This is a genomic window from Wenzhouxiangella limi (assembly GCF_010499265.1).
Classification (GTDB): domain Bacteria; phylum Pseudomonadota; class Gammaproteobacteria; order Xanthomonadales; family Wenzhouxiangellaceae; genus Wenzhouxiangella; species Wenzhouxiangella limi.
In genome coordinates this window covers 1-18,027 of record NZ_JAAGSC010000023.1, presented here as the reverse complement: position 1 = coordinate 18,027, position 18,027 = coordinate 1, and the positions used below count along the sequence as shown (strand labels likewise).

The 18,027-nt window shown below is 58.9% G+C and carries 15 protein-coding genes; 8 read left to right on the top strand and 7 right to left on the bottom strand.

The window, feature by feature from the left end; all coding sequences use genetic code 11:
• Nucleotides 1-280 precede the first annotated feature (280 nt).
• The 4 genes from G3I74_RS00220 (at nt 281) to G3I74_RS00205 (ending at nt 2,899) form a co-directional block, all read left to right on the top strand.
• On the top strand, nt 281-712 hold the full coding sequence (locus G3I74_RS00220; RefSeq protein ID WP_203594418.1) for a rhodanese-like domain-containing protein: 432 nt from the start codon (nt 281-283) through the stop codon (nt 710-712).
• A gap of 143 nt (nt 713-855) precedes the next feature.
• Nucleotides 856-1,314 (top strand): hypothetical protein, encoded by a 459-nt coding sequence (locus tag G3I74_RS00215; protein ID WP_164208763.1) that lies wholly within the window; start codon nt 856-858, stop codon nt 1,312-1,314.
• A 151-nt stretch (nt 1,315-1,465) separates the two neighbouring features.
• Complete coding sequence (gene thpD, locus G3I74_RS00210) at nt 1,466-2,425, top strand: ectoine hydroxylase (protein WP_239056488.1); 960 nt, start codon at nt 1,466-1,468, stop codon at nt 2,423-2,425.
• Nucleotides 2,426-2,497: 72 nt separating this feature from the next.
• Complete coding sequence (locus G3I74_RS00205) at nt 2,498-2,899, top strand: DUF3775 domain-containing protein (protein ID WP_164208760.1); 402 nt, start codon at nt 2,498-2,500, stop codon at nt 2,897-2,899.
• Between the two features lie 172 nt (nt 2,900-3,071).
• Here G3I74_RS00205 and G3I74_RS00200 read toward each other — a convergent pair whose 3' ends face one another.
• Nucleotides 3,072-5,681, bottom strand: a complete 2,610-nt coding sequence (locus G3I74_RS00200; RefSeq protein ID WP_164208757.1) for a cation-translocating P-type ATPase — start codon at nt 5,679-5,681, stop codon at nt 3,072-3,074.
• A gap of 40 nt (nt 5,682-5,721) precedes the next feature.
• On the opposite strand from G3I74_RS00200, the gene G3I74_RS00195 reads away from it, so the two are divergent.
• Nucleotides 5,722-6,567, top strand: coding sequence for an SOS response-associated peptidase (locus tag G3I74_RS00195; protein ID WP_164208754.1), 846 nt, complete (start codon nt 5,722-5,724; stop codon nt 6,565-6,567).
• Nucleotides 6,568-6,671: 104 nt separating this feature from the next.
• Here G3I74_RS00195 and putP read toward each other — a convergent pair whose 3' ends face one another.
• Nucleotides 6,672-8,129, bottom strand: a complete 1,458-nt coding sequence (gene putP / locus G3I74_RS00190) for a sodium/proline symporter PutP (protein WP_164208751.1) — start codon at nt 8,127-8,129, stop codon at nt 6,672-6,674.
• Nucleotides 8,130-8,629: 500 nt separating this feature from the next.
• Here putP and G3I74_RS00185 point away from each other — a divergent pair, with 500 nt between their 5' ends.
• Both G3I74_RS00185 and G3I74_RS00180 read left to right on the top strand, forming a co-directional pair.
• Nucleotides 8,630-9,628: a hypothetical protein gene (locus tag G3I74_RS00185; protein WP_164208748.1), complete on the top strand. Its 999-nt coding sequence runs from the start codon at nt 8,630-8,632 to the stop codon at nt 9,626-9,628.
• 870 nt (nt 9,629-10,498) lie between these two features.
• Nucleotides 10,499-10,960, top strand: coding sequence for a hypothetical protein (locus G3I74_RS00180; RefSeq protein ID WP_164208745.1), 462 nt, complete (start codon nt 10,499-10,501; stop codon nt 10,958-10,960).
• A 1,056-nt stretch (nt 10,961-12,016) separates the two neighbouring features.
• Here the strand turns inward: G3I74_RS00180 and G3I74_RS00175 are convergent.
• From G3I74_RS00175 to G3I74_RS00155, 5 genes are all read right to left on the bottom strand, one after another.
• Nucleotides 12,017-13,219: an ATP-binding protein gene (locus G3I74_RS00175; protein ID WP_203594417.1), complete on the bottom strand. Its 1,203-nt coding sequence runs from the start codon at nt 13,217-13,219 to the stop codon at nt 12,017-12,019.
• A gap of 86 nt (nt 13,220-13,305) precedes the next feature.
• Nucleotides 13,306-13,584: a hypothetical protein gene (locus G3I74_RS00170; RefSeq protein WP_164208739.1), complete on the bottom strand. Its 279-nt coding sequence runs from the start codon at nt 13,582-13,584 to the stop codon at nt 13,306-13,308.
• A 320-nt stretch (nt 13,585-13,904) separates the two neighbouring features.
• A complete protein-coding gene (locus G3I74_RS00165; protein ID WP_164208736.1) occupies nt 13,905-14,216 on the bottom strand; it encodes a hypothetical protein in 312 nt (103 codons plus the stop codon).
• A 160-nt stretch (nt 14,217-14,376) separates the two neighbouring features.
• A protein-coding gene (locus G3I74_RS00160; protein ID WP_164208733.1) for an IS3 family transposase occupies nt 14,377-15,464 on the bottom strand; the annotation gives its coding sequence in 2 pieces (ribosomal slippage) (nt 14,377-15,209 and nt 15,209-15,464; 1,089 coding nt in all).
• Between the two features lie 258 nt (nt 15,465-15,722).
• Nucleotides 15,723-16,646: a DUF808 domain-containing protein gene (locus G3I74_RS00155; RefSeq protein ID WP_164208730.1), complete on the bottom strand. Its 924-nt coding sequence runs from the start codon at nt 16,644-16,646 to the stop codon at nt 15,723-15,725.
• 416 nt (nt 16,647-17,062) lie between these two features.
• On the opposite strand from G3I74_RS00155, the gene G3I74_RS00150 reads away from it, so the two are divergent.
• A complete protein-coding gene (locus G3I74_RS00150) occupies nt 17,063-18,013 on the top strand; it encodes an IS5 family transposase (RefSeq protein WP_164208723.1) in 951 nt (316 codons plus the stop codon).
• The last annotated feature ends 14 nt before the right edge of the window (nt 18,014-18,027 follow it).

Below are 18,027 nucleotides of genomic sequence, written 5' to 3'. Positions count from 1 at the left end.
CCGCATCGGTCAGGCCGCTGCGGGTTCGTCGTGTTCGGTGGCTTGTTTCGGGATTCGATTCAGGTCATGAAAGAGTCCACACACCAGCGCGACGCCGCAGCTTTGGGGCTCGGCATACACATGGTGCACATGCAGTTATGGCGGAAATCAGTCCTCATGGGGTCGAAGTGTTGCTTCATCTGGCCACCGTTGTCAAGGCGAAATTTGAATCGGCCATCAAAAATACCTCATACGAGTTTGCTAATATTCGCGTCCCCTTAACCCAGTAGAGGACTTGCCGGTGTATCGATTCCTTGCCTTGCTTGCTTTTTCGTGGGCGGTGCCTTTGGCAGCTCAGAACGCCCTGCCCAGCCTGAGCGCAGAGGATGCCCGAGCCCTGCAGGAAAGCGGTGAGCTGGTCCTGATCGATATCCGTCAGCCCGAGGAATGGCGCCAGACCGGCATGCCGGAAGGTTCGGTGGGTATCAGCATGGCGCATCCGGAGGGCGGGCAGGGCTTCCTGCGCGACGTGCTTGCTGCCGTCGACGGCGACACCGATGCCGCCATCGCCGTGATCTGCCGCACCGGCAACCGTACCAGCCAGGTGGTGCCGGCGCTGCAGCAGTGGGGCTTCACCCGCATCTACCACATCCCCGAGGGCATGCTCGGCAGCCGCTTCGGAGCCGGCTGGATTCCGTCCGGCCTGCCGGTGGAGGCATGCGACCAGTGCTGACTAACAACCGACCGGAAAAGAAGCGATTCAAGGCAACGCATTCCAGGCTCGGCTACCATAGATTGACAATCCAATCGGTTTGAACCATGTACCAGCCTGCCGGCCCGCCCAGTATCACCGAGCGCGTCAGCCGCCATCTGCTGATGGCGATGAAGCTGACGTTTTATGTCCTGATCTTCTATTTGTTGTTTTCGATCGCCGCCGGGCTTTTGATTCCCGGCGATGTCGTCGGTCGCTATACCCTCGTGACCGAGCAAGCGGCCAGCTGCAGCGATCTTGAGAACCGCCTTGAATCGTTTAACGTGAACGATGTTCGCTATCGTGTCGTGCCCGCGGACATCACAGAGCTCGCCGACGAAGTCGCAGACGGCACCGCCTGTTGGCTGGAAATCCGCGGGGTGCCCGACAGTGGCGTGGGCGATGCTGCTGCCCCGCTCTACGAAGCCGCGCTGCGCATGACCGACGGTCCGCTCTCGATCGAGCGCGCCTATCAGCCGCGTTTTGGCCAGGCTGAGACCGTCGCGATCTGGTTGCTGTCGATCTTGCTGGCGGTGCTGATCATCTTTTCTCGCCGCCCGTCTAAAACCGATCCTGAGGTATGAGTTGTACGGTGAGCCAGGCAGCGCCATGGCTCGCGGCTGGACGTTGAGCATGGCTTAAAAATCTTTTCGCGCCGCAGGAGGGCGCTCTTTTAGTCCCGGTGTTGTAATCAGGACATCGCCAAGGGCCAATCGAATCGAATCATTGAGGAGAATGACCATGGCTACCACAACAGATCTATACCCATCGCGCAAATCTGAACCCGATGAGTTTTTTCCGCGGCGTGACCCGACTGTATACGGCACGCCCGACGACGGGCCGCTGGAGCAGGAACAGCTGGATCGCTATCGGCGTGACGGTTTCCTGTTTTTCCCCGGGTTCTTCTCGGGGAATGAGTTGGGCCAGTACCGCAAGGAGTTGTCGAGGCTCTGCTGCGATCCGGACATGGCCGGTCGCGAGGAAGTGATCACCGAGCCGGATGGGGAGGAAGTGCGCTCCATATTTCGAGTCCATCATCATTCGCAGCTGTTCGACGAACTTTCCCGCCATCCCCGTGTGTTACCCATGGCCGAACAGCTGCTCGGCAGCCCGGTATACCTGCACCAGTCACGGATCAACTACAAGCCTGGCTTTAAGGGCAAGGGCTTCAACTGGCATTCCGATTTTGAAACCTGGCACGCCGAGGACGGTATGCCCGCAATGCGAGCGGTGAGCTGTTCGGTCATCCTGACCGACAACGACATGTACAACGGTCCCTTGATGCTGATCCCAGGATCGCATCGCTATTTCATTCCGTGTGCTGGTCCGACGCCCGACAATCATTATCGTCAGTCTCTGCGGGTACAAAAGCTGGGCGTGCCTGACACCGACAGCCTCGCGCACATGATCGAAAGTGGCGGTATCGAATCGGCGATCGGGCCGGCCGGCTCACTGCTGCTGTTTGAGTGCAACCTCCTGCATGGCTCCAATGCCAACATGTCGCCCACGCCTCGCAGCAACGCGTTTTTCGTTTACAACAGCGTGTTCAATACGCCCGATCGACCTTTCGGAGCGCGGCACCGGCGACCCGGGTTCCTGTCGAACAATGAAAGCTTTGCCCCCCTGAAGACGGCCCGAGCAAAACACCGGACCGACCTCGCACGGGAGACGGATTCGGCCTTGCGGCCGGCTTGAAACGATGGGGTCTTGTAGGATGAACTCATCCCATCCTGGGCCGGTATCGAACCTCAACCAACGGAGAAGGCCATGAATGCAAGCGAGATCGAGCTCGACGTCAACCCTGCAGATGTTTGCAAGCTGATCGAACTGGCACGCGATTTCCACACCCAGGAGGCGGTCGTCCTGCCGGACGAGACCTCGGATCAGGATCTGGACATGAGCGGTATCGCCAGGGATGGCGCTCCGACCCACCCGGTTCGCGATGAATTCCGGACCATCGTCGCAGACCTAGAACCGCGCCAGCAGATCGAACTCGCGGCGCTGCTGCGACTCGGGCGCGGCGATTTCACGGTCGAAGAGTGGGACGCCCGCATGGCCGAAACCGGCGATGCCTGGTCGGGCCGCATGGTTGACGAGTTGCTGGATCAGCCGCTGTTGGCCGATCATCTGAGCGCCGGTCTGGAACGGCTCGGTCATTCCTGCGACTAGGGTCTGTGAGGAGACCTGCATTGACCATAGCGGGCGTGTTGCTGTAGGCGGCGCGATTCACAATCCGGCCCGGTCGCTGGTCACGGTTTTCGACCGGCAGATGAAAAAATCTCGCTTCGAGACGGTGCCGACTTCTGGCGTTTGCATAAACGGGGACTACAGCGCGATCGGGTCAGTCCGCGGCGCGGCTTTGCCGTCTTCGATAGGCCCACTTTTCCAGCTCGACCAGCACCAGCAGCGGCGTGACCAGCGCCAGGATCAGCAGCCAGTGGCCCAGGCCCAGGGCGGTGGTCTCGAAGATCAGCTGGGCCGCCGGCAGGTAGGTGAAACCCGCCTGCATGAGCACCAGCACGCCGACCAGCACCCAGGCCCAGCGATTGGCCAGCAGGGCCTCGAGGGTCAGGCTGGGTGAGAGCCAGCGGCGGCAGTTGAACAGGTAGACGATCTCGCCGACGACGAGCAGGTTGACCGCCATCGTGCGCGCCAGCGCTTCATCGCTCTGGCCGGAAAGACTCCACTGAAACACGAAAAAAGTCAGTCCCGTCAGTACCAGGCCGACCCACAGGATGCGGACGGCCACAAAACGGGTGATCAGCCCCTGATCCGACGGGCGCGGCGCACGATCCATGACCTCGCCTTCGGTGGGTTCAAAAGCCAGCGCCAGCGCCAGCGTGACCGCCGTGGCCATGTTGACCCACAGAATCTGCACCGGCGTGATCGGCAGTGTCATGCCGGCCAGGACGGCCGTGGCGATCACCAATGCCTCGGCCGCGTTGGTGGGCAGAATGAACAGGATCGCCTTGCGGATGTTGTCGTAGATGCCCCGACCTTCCTCGATACCCGAAGCGATGGTGGCGAAGTTGTCGTCGGCCAGAACCATTTCCGCGGCCTGACGAGAGGCCTCGGTGCCCTTGATGCCCATGGCCACGCCGATGTCGGCGCGCTTGAGCGCCGGGGCGTCGTTGGCGCCGTCGCCGGTCATGGCGATGACCGCGTCGTTGGCCTGCAGCGCCTTGACCAGCCGCAGCTTGTGTTCGGGCGAGGTGCGGGCATAGACATTGGTGGCGCCGACTCGCTTGATCAGCTCGTCGTCTTCAAGCTTTTCCAGTTCAGGGCCAGTCAGTGTGTCCTCGTCGCCCTTGATGCCCAGCTTGCGCGCGATGGCGCTGGCGGTGGCGGCATGATCGCCGGTGATCATCTTGACCGTGATGCCGGCTCGATGACAGGCCTTGATCGCTGCCGGGACCTGATCGCGAGGGGGGTCCTCGAAGGCCACAAGACCCAGCAGGCAGAGTTCGTCACCGACCTCTTCAGGCTCGATCGAATCGTCCCAGTCCTTGTCTTCCTGCCATTCGGCCAGGGCCAGCACGCGCAGGCCGTCGGCCGTGAGTTTGTCCAGTTCCTGGTCCCACCAGTCGCTGTCGAGATCCTGGCAGTCCTGGCCGCTGCGCTGGGCGGTACAGCGCTCGAGCACGGTTTCCGGCGCCCCCTTGACGATCAGGCGGCCGTCGTGGGCGGTGGCCATGAACTTTTGCTCCGACGAAAAGGGAAGTGCCCCTCGCCGGGGGTGGTCCTCGCGCAGCTGTTCGATATCGATGTCGGCTGGTTCGGCCAGCGCCAGCAGCGCTTTTTCGATCGGGTCACCTTCCTCGCCGTCGGCATCGGCGTCGTTGCACAAAATGGCCGCTTCCGCCAACGCAACCACGCCTGGGTTGTCTTCGACGCTTTGGTCGGCGTCGCGCGCCTCGTCGCCGATGACGATGCGGCTTGCCTTGAGCACGTTGCGCGTGAGTGTGCCGGTCTTGTCGGAGCAGATCGTGGTCACCGACCCCAGGGTTTCGACCGCCGGCAGCAGCCGGATGATGGCCTTGCGATCGGCCATTCGCCGCACGCCCACGGCCAGCGTGATGGTGATGATGGCCGGCAGGCCTTCGGGAATGGCCGCCACGATCAGCGCCACCCCGGCCAGGAAGCCTTCGGCGGGCGGCATGTCGTGGATCACCAGGGCCAGCCCGACAATGGCGGCGGTAAAAGCCAGCAAAGCCGCTGTCAGGATGTGGCCGAAGCGATTGATCTGGCGCACCAGCGGCGTGGTCAGCTTCTCCACGCCTTCGAGCATGGTGCTGATCTTGCCCAGTTCGGTGTCGCTGCCGATGGCGATGACCACACCCTCGGCTTCGCCGGCGGTCACCAGCGTGCCCGAGTAGACCATCCCCTTGCGGTCGGCCAGGGCGGCATCCTCGTCGACGGCCTCGGAACTTCGATCCACCGGCACCGACTCGCCGGTCAGCGCGGCCTGATCGACCTGCAGTCCACGGGCCTTGAGCACGCGCAGATCGGCCGGTGCCTGGTCGCCGGCACGCAGCCGAACGATGTCCCCGCACACCAGTTTGGCCGCCTCGATTTCCTGCCAGCGACCGTCGCGCCGGACCTTGGCCTTGAGCGCCAGCATCTGGCTGATGGCTTCCATGGCCTTTTCGGCCTTGCCTTCCTGCACCAGGCCGATGAGCGCGTTGATGATGACCACGGCTCCGATGACCCCGGCATCGACCCATTTCTCGAGCGCGGCCGCCAATATCGCGGCGGCGATCAGCACATAAATCAGGACGTTATGAAATTGCGCCAGCAGCCGCTGCCACCAGGGCCGGCGAGCGGACTCCGGGAGTTTGTTCGGCCCCTGCTCTTCGTGGCGTTTTTCGGCCGTGGATTCTTCAAGCCCTTCGGACGAGCTGTCGAGCTTCTCGAGCGCTTCGTCTTTAGACAAGGCGTGCCAGTTGGTCATTGCGCCCCCATGGATGGATTCGCATTTTGAAAGTGACTTGATGATACCTAGGCGCAACCGGCAACAAGCGCACGACCGCCAAAACCGGCAAATACCCGTTTTCGTCGGCTGCAACCACTCGCTGGACCTGCACGCCCGATTCGGCCGCGTTGTCGCTACCATGGAGCGCATGTGCGGACGCGGCGGACATGATTTTTCCTGGCGGCAGGTCTTTGATTACCTGAACGTTGTCGGCGAGCCACCTGCGGGGCATTTCCGGCGGCTTAACGTGGCGCCGTCGAGCCGGCGCGGCGATGGCGTGGATTGGACAGAACTGCCGGCTGTGGTCGCTGGCGACGACGGGCAGCGCGAATTCGTGCGCATGGTCTGGCCGCTGGTGCCGGGCTGGATGAAGGGCGAACTGCCGAAATTCTCCACCGCCAACTGCCGCTCCGAACCCGGGGTGCCGTTTTCCGAAACCGTGGCGAAAAAGCCGACTTTCAGAACGGCCTGGAAGAAAGACCAGCGCTGCCTGGTGCCGTTTTCCTGGTTCTACGAGTGGGACCAGCGCACCCAACCCAAGCAACCCTGGCGGGTCCTGCCGGCGGAGGCGCCGATGCTGGTCATGGCCGGACTGTGGGACGAGACGCGCCCACCCGGCGGCGCCGCGTTTCGGTCGTTTACCCTGGTGACCGCCGAACCCAACCGGCTGCTGCGCGAGATCGGTCACCACCGCGCCCCGGTGATCCTGGGCCCGGAGCAGTGGTCGACCTGGCTGCAGGGTTCAGCGGAAGAAGCGCAAGCCCAGATCGCACCGCCGCCGGAAGGCGCCCTCACAGCGCACCGGGTGACGAAGCGCGTCAACAATCCGGGCTACGAGGAAGAAGATCTGCTCCGGCCATGCTGAAATGCAATCGGTCAATGGCCACGGCCCGCGACACCGCCGGCATTGAGGTTCGCTGGTCATCGCCAGCGGCGTGGAAACCAGGCCGCATCCTGCGACAAACGCGCTTATTTGCGCGTTTGCGCGAACTGCTGGCTTACCTCGGCCGATGGTTCGGCGCTGGCCAGACTGGCTAACACGATCGCGATCGAGGCGAAGATGAAGCCGGGGAGCAATTCATAGACATCGAAAAGACCACCGGAAAGCTGATTCCAGGCAATCACGGTGACCGCGCCCACGACCATGCCGGCCACTGCACCCGCCCGATTCATCCGTGACCAATACAGCGAGAAGATGATCAGCGGACCGAACGCTGCGCCGAAGCCGCCCCAGGCATAGGCGACCAGATCCAGAACCCCGGCCTCGGGGTTCAGGGCCAGCACGATGGCGATGAGTGATACCGCTATTACCGAACCACGGCTAACCCAAACCAGCTCGGAAGGGGAAGCATCCGGACGCAGCAGCCCCTTGTAAAAGTCGTTGGTCAGGGCGCTCGCCGACACCAGCAGCTGGGAGTCGATCGTGCTCATGATCGCAGCCAGAATGGCCGCCATCAGCACACCGGCAATCCATGGATTGAACATCGCGCCGATCAACTGGATGAGGACTGTTTCGTGCTCGACCAGCGGTTCGGCGGCGAAATAGGCCACGCCCATGTAGCCGGTGCCGATCGCGCCGACCAGCGCCAGCACCATCCAGCTCATGCCGATCATTGTTGCGCGCGGGACATCCTTCTCGGAGCGGATCGCCATGAACCGCGCGAGGATATGCGGCTGGCCGAAGTAGCCCAGACCCCATGCGAGCAGCGAGATCATGCCGATGAAGGTCATACCCTCAAGGATCGCACTGTGGCCGGGATCAATCGCGGTGATCTGGTCGGTCGCTTCGCCCCAGCCACCGACGAGGACCACCGCGAACATCGGCACGACCAGCAGCGTCAGAAACATCAGGATGCCCTGAACAAAGTCGGTCCAGCTGACAGCGAGGAAGCCGCCGAGAAAGGTGTAGGAAATGATTACGATGGCACCCACGATCATGGCCGTGGTGTATTCCATGCCAAAAGTGCTCTGGAAAAGCAGACCACCACCGACGAGACCGGCGGAGATGTAGAGGGTGAAGAAGATCAGGATGACGATCGCCGAGACCGTCCGGAGCAGATGCGACTGGTCGTTGAAGCGATGTTCGAGAAAATCGGGGATGGTCAGTGAATCACTCGCCATTTCCGTTGCCCGACGCAACGGCGCCGCGACAAAAAGCCAGTTGAGAAGCGCGCCGGCCACCAGGCCAACACCAATCCAGAGTTCGCTGAGCCCGGACAGGTAAATGGCTCCAGGCAGACCCAGCAGCAACCAGCCACTCATGTCGGATGCGCCGGCGCTGAGTGCGGCCACCCCCGGCCCAAGGCTGCGACCACCAAGGACGTAATCGGACAGATTGTTTGTCATGCGGTAGGCAACAAAGCCGAGCACCAGCATGGCGGCAAGATAGACCGCGAAAGTTATAAGCGTTGGAAGAGGTATATCCATGAGCGGGTTTCACCTTGACCGGGACCGGGGTATCACCGCCCGGATTGTGTGCCGAGCTTCCATGCATCCAGAAACTTCGAGGATGAACCTTTGGTGCAGGGCACAGTATCCAGGTCCAATCGCTTTGCGCCCATTTGACCTGCGAGGTTCATGGGGGCAGTGTACAGGAATCATATACACCCCACGCGCCTGACCAGGTGGGTGCTCTCAGGGTTGCTTTAGTTGATGAAGCGCTGACTCATCACCGGCAAGCTCAACTGCCATCATAAAAATTCACGTGTCCATCAGGTGATCAGGGCCGTTCAATCGTTACGCCATTGGCATTGCGGCGCCGGGTCCAGGGCTGCCGTGGTCGGCGCTTAAGCGCTTAGCGCGTCCTTGCCTACCTCCACAATAGCCGCGTTTTCGCTGAACTGGGAGTTGAGCAGCAACCAGGGGTGGCACAATCCGCCGCCTGACTGCGTAGGAGGGGATACATTCAAAATCATTCCCAGCACGCCATGCAACAGACCCTGCGCAAACCCGGCTTCGGCGAGCGCCTCAAACAGCTCGCCTATCTGCTCAAGCACACCTTCACCATCGTCGGGCGCGATCCCGGTATCGTGCGCCCGTGGGTGCGTATGACGATTTACGGTCTGGTGCTTACCTGCGTGTTCTTCAGCGCGATCACCGCCTTCATCGTCGGCGCCAACGGCATTGGAACGCTGTTGCTGCTCGTCTCGATCGTGCTGTTTTTCTATCGTTATTTCTTCGACACCCGTCAGGAGCTACGCCAGAGCTGGCTGGTGAGCGAGGCCCTCAAGGGCGAAAAGCGATCGGCCGACCAGGCCGGCGCGCGCGTGAAGGCGCTGGCCTGGACCGCACGCAAGATCGCCCTCATCGATATGCTGGTGGCGTGGGTGATGTCGCTGAGCGGAAAGTCTGGCAAGGCCGGTGCCTTGGTGCGCCTGTTGATGCGCGGGCTCGAAGAAGTCTGGGACCTGGTCAACCACTACCTCCTTCCTTCGGCTGCCGTCGACGGCTACGGCATTCGCGATTCGGTCTCGCGCATGGGCACCCTCAAAGACAACGTCCCCGAGACGCTGGCCGGGGTGTTCGGTATCGACATCGCCGCGCGGGCGGTGGGCAGCATCATGGTGCCGATCTATATGGTGTTGTTCGTCGCTGCCGTGGCGCTTGGCCTGTGGCTGGGCGACGCCGTGCCGGCTTTCTATGCCGGAGACGCGCGCGAGCTGTTCAACAACGTGGAGGCCGGCTTCCTGCCCGAAGAGATGCATTTCTCCTGGCTGCCGCTGCTGGTTGCCCTGTGGCTCGCCAAGCTGGGTGGCGTGGTGCTCGACCGGTTGACCAACTCGGTCAAGGTGATCTACTTCTCGATTTTTTACATGCGCATCACCCACGCCGAAGACATCGTCCCGGAGATCCGTGGCGAACTCGACAGCTATCTTCGTATGGAGGCGGAAGAGCCCGAGCCGGTGGCCGATCCATCAAGCGCCTGAGCGGTCTTGGAGCGAAAATGCAAACGATTCCTAACGTCAATGATCGCGCGGATACTCGCTGACATAGTCAGCAAGGACTTGCCCGGTCTGCAGGCGCAAAGCAGGACACTGTTGGCCATGCGCATCGGTCTGTATCATTGGAGCGGCACTCATACGCAAGGCGGAGAGCTCCTTTACCCTGTTGACGAGGAGGAGGATTTTAAGCCTGCGCCCGTATCGTTACACGCCGTTGCCTTATAACGCAGGGCGTTGGCTGGCTGGCGTGACTGACCGAATCTCTTAACTTGATTATGACGTAATATGACCAATTTAATGGCAGCTCTTAGAAGTCTTTGTCCGTACCAGTAACGGGCCGTGGCACAAGTCTGCAATGAGTGAGTGCTGGTTGATCAGGAACTACAAGCAGAGTATTTCGAACGTGCGACTCTTGGGCCAGCACCTCCAACGTCTAGATGTAATCTTCGAGCTCCGGGATGAAATAGATTGTCTGCTCCTCATTCGCTTCTGGAAGGAGGCCGGAGTTATCCAGCCGCCGAGTCCATTCTATGAATGACGCAAACAATCCAAGGATCAAGGTGCGAAGATTTATACTGGGCAGCCAAACCTCCATGAGGTCTACTTCGGAGTCACGAGCAGCCCGCCGAAATTGATGGAGGAGTCGACTTAATGGGCGGTTCGTAATTCGGGGCTCACTTTTCGCACTGTTGAAATTCAGGAGAGGAAGCGTTTACAGTAACGTACAAGGCGACCATGATTGCAATATGAGCTTGCACGCAGTCTTTTTTTTGTCATGGCTCTCTCAGTTTTTTATTGCACTTGACTCCAAGTCATTTTTAGGTTTTTTGATAAACATTTTATGGAGGAAACGAAATGGCATTTAAGTCTGGTTTGATCGGTTTGGCCGCAACAATACTGTTCTTATCTCCTCAAAATACGCTCGGTGCGCCAGATGGCGCAATACCATTTTATTGCTTCGACATCGCGAGTACAGATAGCTCCGCAAATGTTGACTGTTGGCGGGCAGATACGGGATCTAAATTCACAACAGTGCCGACGGGGCTTCACATGCATGTTACCGACATGTATTTCTATCCGAATTCTCTCGTCACAAGCGGCGTTGCGAGAGGATTCATTGGCCGCGATGATGGCGACCCATTTCCAGGTCGGCCTAGTATCGACTTTTTGGCCGACCTGACGCAAAAGTTCCACTTCAACACGCCTTACATCATATTGAATCCCGGCCAATCACTTAAGATCCGTAACGACAGTTCATCGGATTTTGCCGTAGACGTATTTGCCTCCGGATACTTAAGTTCAGACGTATCATTATGAAAGTCGTGAAGACATTTGGTGCTTTACTGTTAGCTTGCTTGTGCGTCCCGGAGCTTGTGGCCGGACCACCCTCAGATGCGGAGCCAGTCTACTGCCAAGGCATTGCAGCAACTGGCTCCGGGCAGATACTGGATTGTCGATTTGCACGTGATGACACCAATGCAACCCCAGTTCCTATAGATCGAAAGCTATACGTTACGAATATCAGCGTAAACCCCAATAGTATCGCCAGTAGTGGCACTTTCAGAGTGTTACTTGGGAGAGAGGACGGTGATTCATTTCCTGGGCGACCTAACTTGAGGTTATTAGGTACGCCTGTGCAAATGTTTAATAACAGCACGCCCCATATCGTTCTGAGTTCGGGTGATGATCTGGCGATTTATAATGATTCTTCTTCGGACTTTCCCGTTGACGTTTATGTGTCCGGATATATTGCGGAAACATTCTCCGCGCCAAGAGAAGATCTGATATTTAAAGACCGTTTCGAAATGTAATTGGGGCCGTGTTCCGTGCGAGCTATCAGAGGGAGGTTGCTATAGATAATTTAGCGTATTGGAATGTTGGTGAAAAAAGCGGGATGCCCCGAGGGGCTGGCGCCTAAAGTGCTCAGACGAATCGGCGTATGGGTCGATGTGATGGCTTGGACTGTGACTTGGTTCCCTTTATTGGCATATTCGTGGCGCGGCTATTTCTTAAGGGCCATTTGGGAGTTTGTCCTCGGGGCGCTGTTGGGATGCGTATTGACACACAGCGATGTGGTTTGCGACGGGCAGGAGGACGGTGCGAACATCGTCGCAGGCCTCGCAGGCTCTGGGTAGCTTTCGGCGATGTCGAGGCGCTACTCGACGCTCCGGTGCGTCGAGTCACCGAAGATGCGCTCCTCCGCGCCTGGCTGATTCCGGCATCTCAAACCGATTGATCCAGTCAGTTTCACCGAAAGGCTCCGCGGCAAAGGAGCAACTGCTACCGAATATTCCGGTGAGTTGTTTGTCCTGCTTTGCTCGCTTTTCGGCTCGAACTTCGGGCGTGCGCGTCAAAGAAAAGTTGCGCTGTTGCTTATGAGTGGGTCCAGTCGTGGATTGGGCGGGAAAGAAATTGCGCCAGGTCGATACCGTCAGCGCCGACTAAAAGGGTACGGTCTGGATCGAAAGCTTTGCGGAAAGCGGCCATCCCCGACAGGGCGTGACGCCGGGTCGTGCTTTTGACCTCGATGGCGAACAGACGCTTAGCCGCTTGGACGACAAAATCCACTTCTCTGTTGCCCTGGCGCCAGTAGTACAACTCGCACGCGCCTCGCGCCGCCTCATTGACCAGGTAAGCGCCGACCGCGGATTCCACCAGCCGGCCATGGAACTCGCTGTCGGCGCGGGCCTGTTCCGGCCCAAGGCCTGACATGGCGGTCATCAGTGCGGTGTTGAACACCTGAAGTTTTGGGCTGGAAGCGCGCTGGCGCACGGCATTATCAGCGTATTTTTGAAGACCGCCGAGCATGCCCGCAGCCTCCAGCAACTGCAGATAATGGGCCAGCGTCGTCGTGTTGCCAGCGTCCTGCAGCTGTCCCAGCATCTTGGTGTAGGACAGCACCTGCCCGGAAAAGCGGCAACCGAGTTCAAACAAACGGCGCATCAAGGCCGGTTTGTCGACCCGGGTCAGAAGCATGACATCGCGGGCGATGGTGGTTTCGACCAGCGCATCCAGAATATAGCGACGCCAGCGCTCTGGCTGGCCGGCCAGTGGTGCGGCACCGGGGTAGCCACCGTAGTACAGATAGTCTTCCAGGGAAAAGCCGAAGGCGTGCTGCATCTCGGCAAAGGACCAGTGCGGCAGATGAAGGGTCTCGAAACGGCCGGCGAGGCTCTCTGTCAGGCCCTGCTGCAGCAACAGCGGCGCCGAGCCCAGTAACACCACCTTGAGCGGGCGCTTCTCGCGGCTGTCCTCGTCCCACAGCCGCTTAACGGCCTCTGACCACTGCTCAACCTTCTGAATCTCGTCGATGACGAGGATCCCGCCAGCCTCAGCCAGCTCGAAGCGCGCGGCCTCCCATTGGGACACAAGCCAGTCGCGGTCCCTCAGTGAGGGTTCGTCGGCACTGGCGAATCGAACGGGCAAGTCCATGCCCTCGGTCACCTGCTGAACCAGCGTGGTCTTGCCCACCTGACGCGCCCCGGTGACGATCTGAATCCATCGCCTGGGCTCTTGCAGGCGTTTCGCGAGCTCTGCTGCCTGTGATCGCTGAAACGATTTATTATTTTTACTCATCATATTGAGTATTTTTACTCAACGCCTTGAGTTCGTCAAGACCGTCATCCTTTACGGCAAGAAATGGCGACCACCCGAGCTCCAGTCTATGGGTCGTTGTCCGGGATCTGGCGGTTCGAATCCGCCGCGGCTCGCTCGCTGGTAAGGGTGTCGCGGATTTCGTGGCAGAGGCGCCACAGGTCTCCGGTATCGAACAGGCAGACATCGGCGACTTCGACTCGCATCTCGGAGTCTGTTGCGAGGGGAAAAGGGAAGGCCAGGGAAAGCCGGATATATTTCATCGAAAAATCGCCCCAGCGCTTGCCTCGCATGAAGAAGATCTGCTCGCGTGTCCAGTGCGACAGTTCGAACCCGAGCGTCCCCAAAAGCCGCTCGAGTTCATCGCTTGGAACATCGGCGGCCAGAATCGTTTCCGGCAGACGGACAGGCGCGCTGTACTTCGGCAGCCACTTAAAGCGCGGCTTTTCGCGTTCCAGCGATGAGAATTTGCGACGGCGATAAAAGTAGCGGAAAAGTGACGCGAAAAATCCCTCTATCTCGATGCCGACCTCCTTTACTGTTTCAGTATGTCTTGTGTTGATTCGACCAGCGATTTCGATATGAAGATGCGAATTTGCTGCCCAACAATAGCGAAAACGCTCGTTGTTCAGATTGTGGCTAGCCTTCCAGCTATGCCAGATTGATTCTAGAACTTCCTCTCGATATGGTCGTCGTCCGCTTCTTTCGGCTTTGACTTCGTATTGATCGTCAGATAGGCGATGATCCCAGAGGCTAGAGCAATCAAGGGAATATGGCTAAACCAGCTTTCTGGGTCAAAACCAGTATCGAAGATAGCGGCCGTGACAACAGAAAGAAACAAATGAAAAATCGGCGCAAGCAGGGCAAACGCGAAGGCAACGAGCAAAGAGGCAAGAACGCCGGCCTCCTTGATCAAATATCGATGGATCAGATGCGCCAGTAGCCACATCAGTCCCAAGACAATCACGAAATCCAACAAATCCTTTCTCCTGCCAGGTGGTTGCGCCCGTCCTCACGGGGATTACCCAGGGTCTGAGGAAGCGCATGAATTCGCTTTTGCTATCCCGACGGGCGCCTCGCATTCACATCAAGCGTCCCCTGGTAATCCCCCCATTTATAGCGGGCCGCAAAAGTAGAGCTTAGGTCACCATGGCCAACTTCTGTTTCGGAGTAATGCCTCCAAGGGCCATATTGGGTCGTTCGTTATTGTAGGTCCAGAGCCAGCGAGTGGCGAACTCGCGGACCTGATCGATGGATTCAAAAAGGTATTGAGCCAGCCAGTCATATCGGACCGTGCGGTTGTAGCGCTCGATGTAGGCGTTCTGCTGCGGCTTGCCAGGCTGGATGTATTCCAGCCGGATACCACGCCGCTCTGCCCAGCACGAGACGGCAGAACTGACGTACTCAGGCCCGTTGTCACAGCGAAGAACCTTGGGTTTGCCACGCCACTCAATAACCTGCTCCAGGGCCCGGATGACGCGCTCCGACGGCAGTGAGAGATCGACTTCGATCGCCAGGCCCTCACGATTGAAGTCGTCCAGAACATTGAACAGACGGTAGCTGCGGCCGTCTTCGAGCTGATCATGCATGAAGTCCATCGACCAGCACTCGTTGATTGCCGAGGGTTCGGCCAATGGCTCCGGTTTCTCCCGGACAATCCGCTTCTTGGGCTTGATCCGTAGGTTCAGCTCCAGCTCCCGATAGATCCGGTACACCCGCTTGTGGTTCCACCCGAACCCCTTGACGTTGCGTAGAAACAAAAAGCACAGCCCGAAGCCCCAGTTTCGCTGGTTGGCGGTCAGCCGGACCAGCCAGTCAGCGATCTCGGCGTTCTCGTCACTGAGAATGGGCCGGTACCGGTAACAGGTCTCGCTGACGCCCATACAGTCACAGGCCAGACGAATGCTGATCCCGTGCTTCAAAACCGCTTCCTTGGCCATCTCGCGGCGGCGAGATGGCTTTACAACTTTCCCTCAAGGGCCTCCTTGCGGATCTCGGCCTTAATGCGCTCCTCGGCGTACATCTTCTTCAGCCGTCGGTTCTCGTCCTCAAGTTCCTTGAGACGAGCCATCAGCGAGGCGTCCATACCGCCGAACTTTGAGCGCCACTTGTAGAACGTTGCGCTGCTGATGCCGTGCTCCCGACACAGCTCGGCCACCGGGACACCAGACTCAGCTTGCTTCAGGACAGCCAGGATCTGGCTATCGGAAAAACGGGACTTCTTCATGCAGAATCTCCTTCGCACGAGTTTACGAGAAAATTCTACTTTTGAACCCCGCTAGTTTTCGGGGGGATTACCCCCTTATGCGACCACCTGACCCCCAGCCTATGCGTCACGCTGGCGCGAAATTGTATCCGAAAGCATAACTTGTCGCCCCTGAAAACCATATCCTGTAGCAAAACTGTGGATAAGTAGCAATTGTCGAGCAGCATCGCCGGAGTATTGCCTAATTCGGGCAGGATGCTGGATTGAAAATCTCGGAAATTAGTGCTCGCCCTTCGAATGGGCTCCTTGGCCCGTGAGCCTGAAGCCGAGCGAAAGGACTGCCACGATGATTGTGCCGATCACGACGCCGAGAAGACCGTCGAGTAGAAGCAGCGTGACCGCATCAAAAGGTCCAGTCAGTGTCGCCCAGTCCTTGAACAGGTGCTCGATGGGTGGCGTATTGTGCGAGAAGATCCCGCCGCCAACCAGAAACATTGCGATGGTGCCTACGATCCCAAGGCCCTTCATCACCATTGGCGAGGCGTCAATGAGCCACTCTCCCAACCGGCCGATCCCGCCACCGTGCCGCGACAGGTGGATACCCAGATCATCGATCTTTACGATCCCGGCGACCAGTCCGTACACGCCCACAACCACTAACGCGCTTATGGCGATCAGCACGCCTAGCTGTACGATCAGCGTTGCCGCAGCAACTGCGCCCAGCGAGATGACGATAATCTCAGCCGACAGGATGAAGTCAGTGCGAATTGCACCCTTGATCTTTTTCTTTTCGAAGGCGACCAGGTCGACGTCGGGATCCCGGAATGCCTTCTTCAGCTGCTTCTTCGCCTGCTTTTCAGCTTCGGGGTGGAAGAGCTTGTGATAAATCTTGTGAGCGCCCTCACAGCATAGAAAGGCACCGCCGAGCATCAATAGCGGTACGATCGCCCACGGCATGAACGCGCTGATGAGCAGTGCAGCCGGGATCAATATGGCCTTGTTGAGTGCTGCGCCCTTGGCGACCGCCCAGATGACGGGCAGCTCACGCTTGGCGGATACACCGGTAACCTGCTCGGCGTTGACTGCCAGATCGTCACCGACCAGTGTGGCGGTCTTCCTGGCAGCGACTTTGGTCATCACAGCGACGTCATCGAGCAGGGTGGCGATGTCGTCAAGAAGGCTGAGTAAGCTCGCTCCGGCCATGCCATATGCCTTTCGCCAATCGAACAATGAGTTTGTCACAGTGGGAGCGACTCGTGGCCGCTTTCAGCGACGGCTACCGATCGGCAACCGGTTGGCCTAACCGGGCGGAGGGAGAATCCTGGTAGACCAATGCCGGACACCTCACCACAAGAAGCCCTTTACATAAAGGTCCACCGCGACCGCCCGAGCCCCAGTCTATGGGTCACCCGGCGGATAACCCATAGAAATCAATAAGATGGCGGGCACTGCAGGACTTGAACCTGCGACCTACCGATTATGAGGATCACGAAGACTACATATCAGTGACGATAACCTGCTGTTCCTTAGGAGGTTTTTGCCCAATCGATTTAGGGCAACTCTGAATTAATCGCCATTCTGCGACAATATCGGAATCGTTTCTCACCGGACTGAATTCGATGGACCAGCTGAGCTTTGCCGACCTGGAATACGAGAACAAGAAGCGCAAGACGCGGCGCGAGAAGTTTCTGGAGCGCATGGACGCGCTCATCCCCTGGCCGCGGCTGGTCAAGAAGCTCAAGAAGCACTATCCCAGAGGCACCCGGGGCCGTCTCCCTTATCCGCTTGAGACCATGCTGCGGATTCACTGCATGCAATTGTTCTACAACCTGTCCGATCCGGCAATGGAAGACACCCTCTACGAGATTGAGTCCATGCGCCGCTTCGCCGGTTTGAAACTGTCGGATGCGCTGCCCGACGAGACCACCATTCTGAACTTCCGCCACTTTCTGGAGCGCTACAAGCTCGGCGACAAGATCTTCCAGGAGGTCAATCGCCACCTGCAGGAACAAGGCCTGATGCTCAGAGAAGGCTCGATCGTTGATGCCAGCATCATTGATGCGCCCAGCTCGACCAAAAACCAGGAAGGACAGCGAGACCCTGAGATGCACCAGACCCGGAAAGGCAAGCAGTGGTACTTCGGGATGAAGATGCATATCGCCGTCGACGACACACTGGGGCTGATCCACAGTCTGGAGACGACCCCGGCCAATACCCACGACCTCAGTGTGGTCGATCGGTTGCTGCATGGCGAAGAAGAGCGAGTCTTCGGCGACTCTGGCTACAGGGGCATTGAGCAGCACGTAGCACCCAAGAAACTCAAAGCACGCTTGTTCGTGGCTGAGCGTCCCGGCAGACGCAGGACGATGAATCCCGACAGCCCAGAGGCGTATGCCGAGAAGCTCAAGGCGTCGATGCGGGCGAAGGTTGAGCATCCGTTCTTCTACATCAAGAGAATGTTCGGTTACGGCAAGGTCCGCTACCGAGGCCTGACCAAGAACCGCAACCGGCTGAGCATGTTGGCGGCCTTCTCGAACCTGCTGATCGGGCAGCGCTATCAGCCAACGTAGGGTTACTGCGTCCG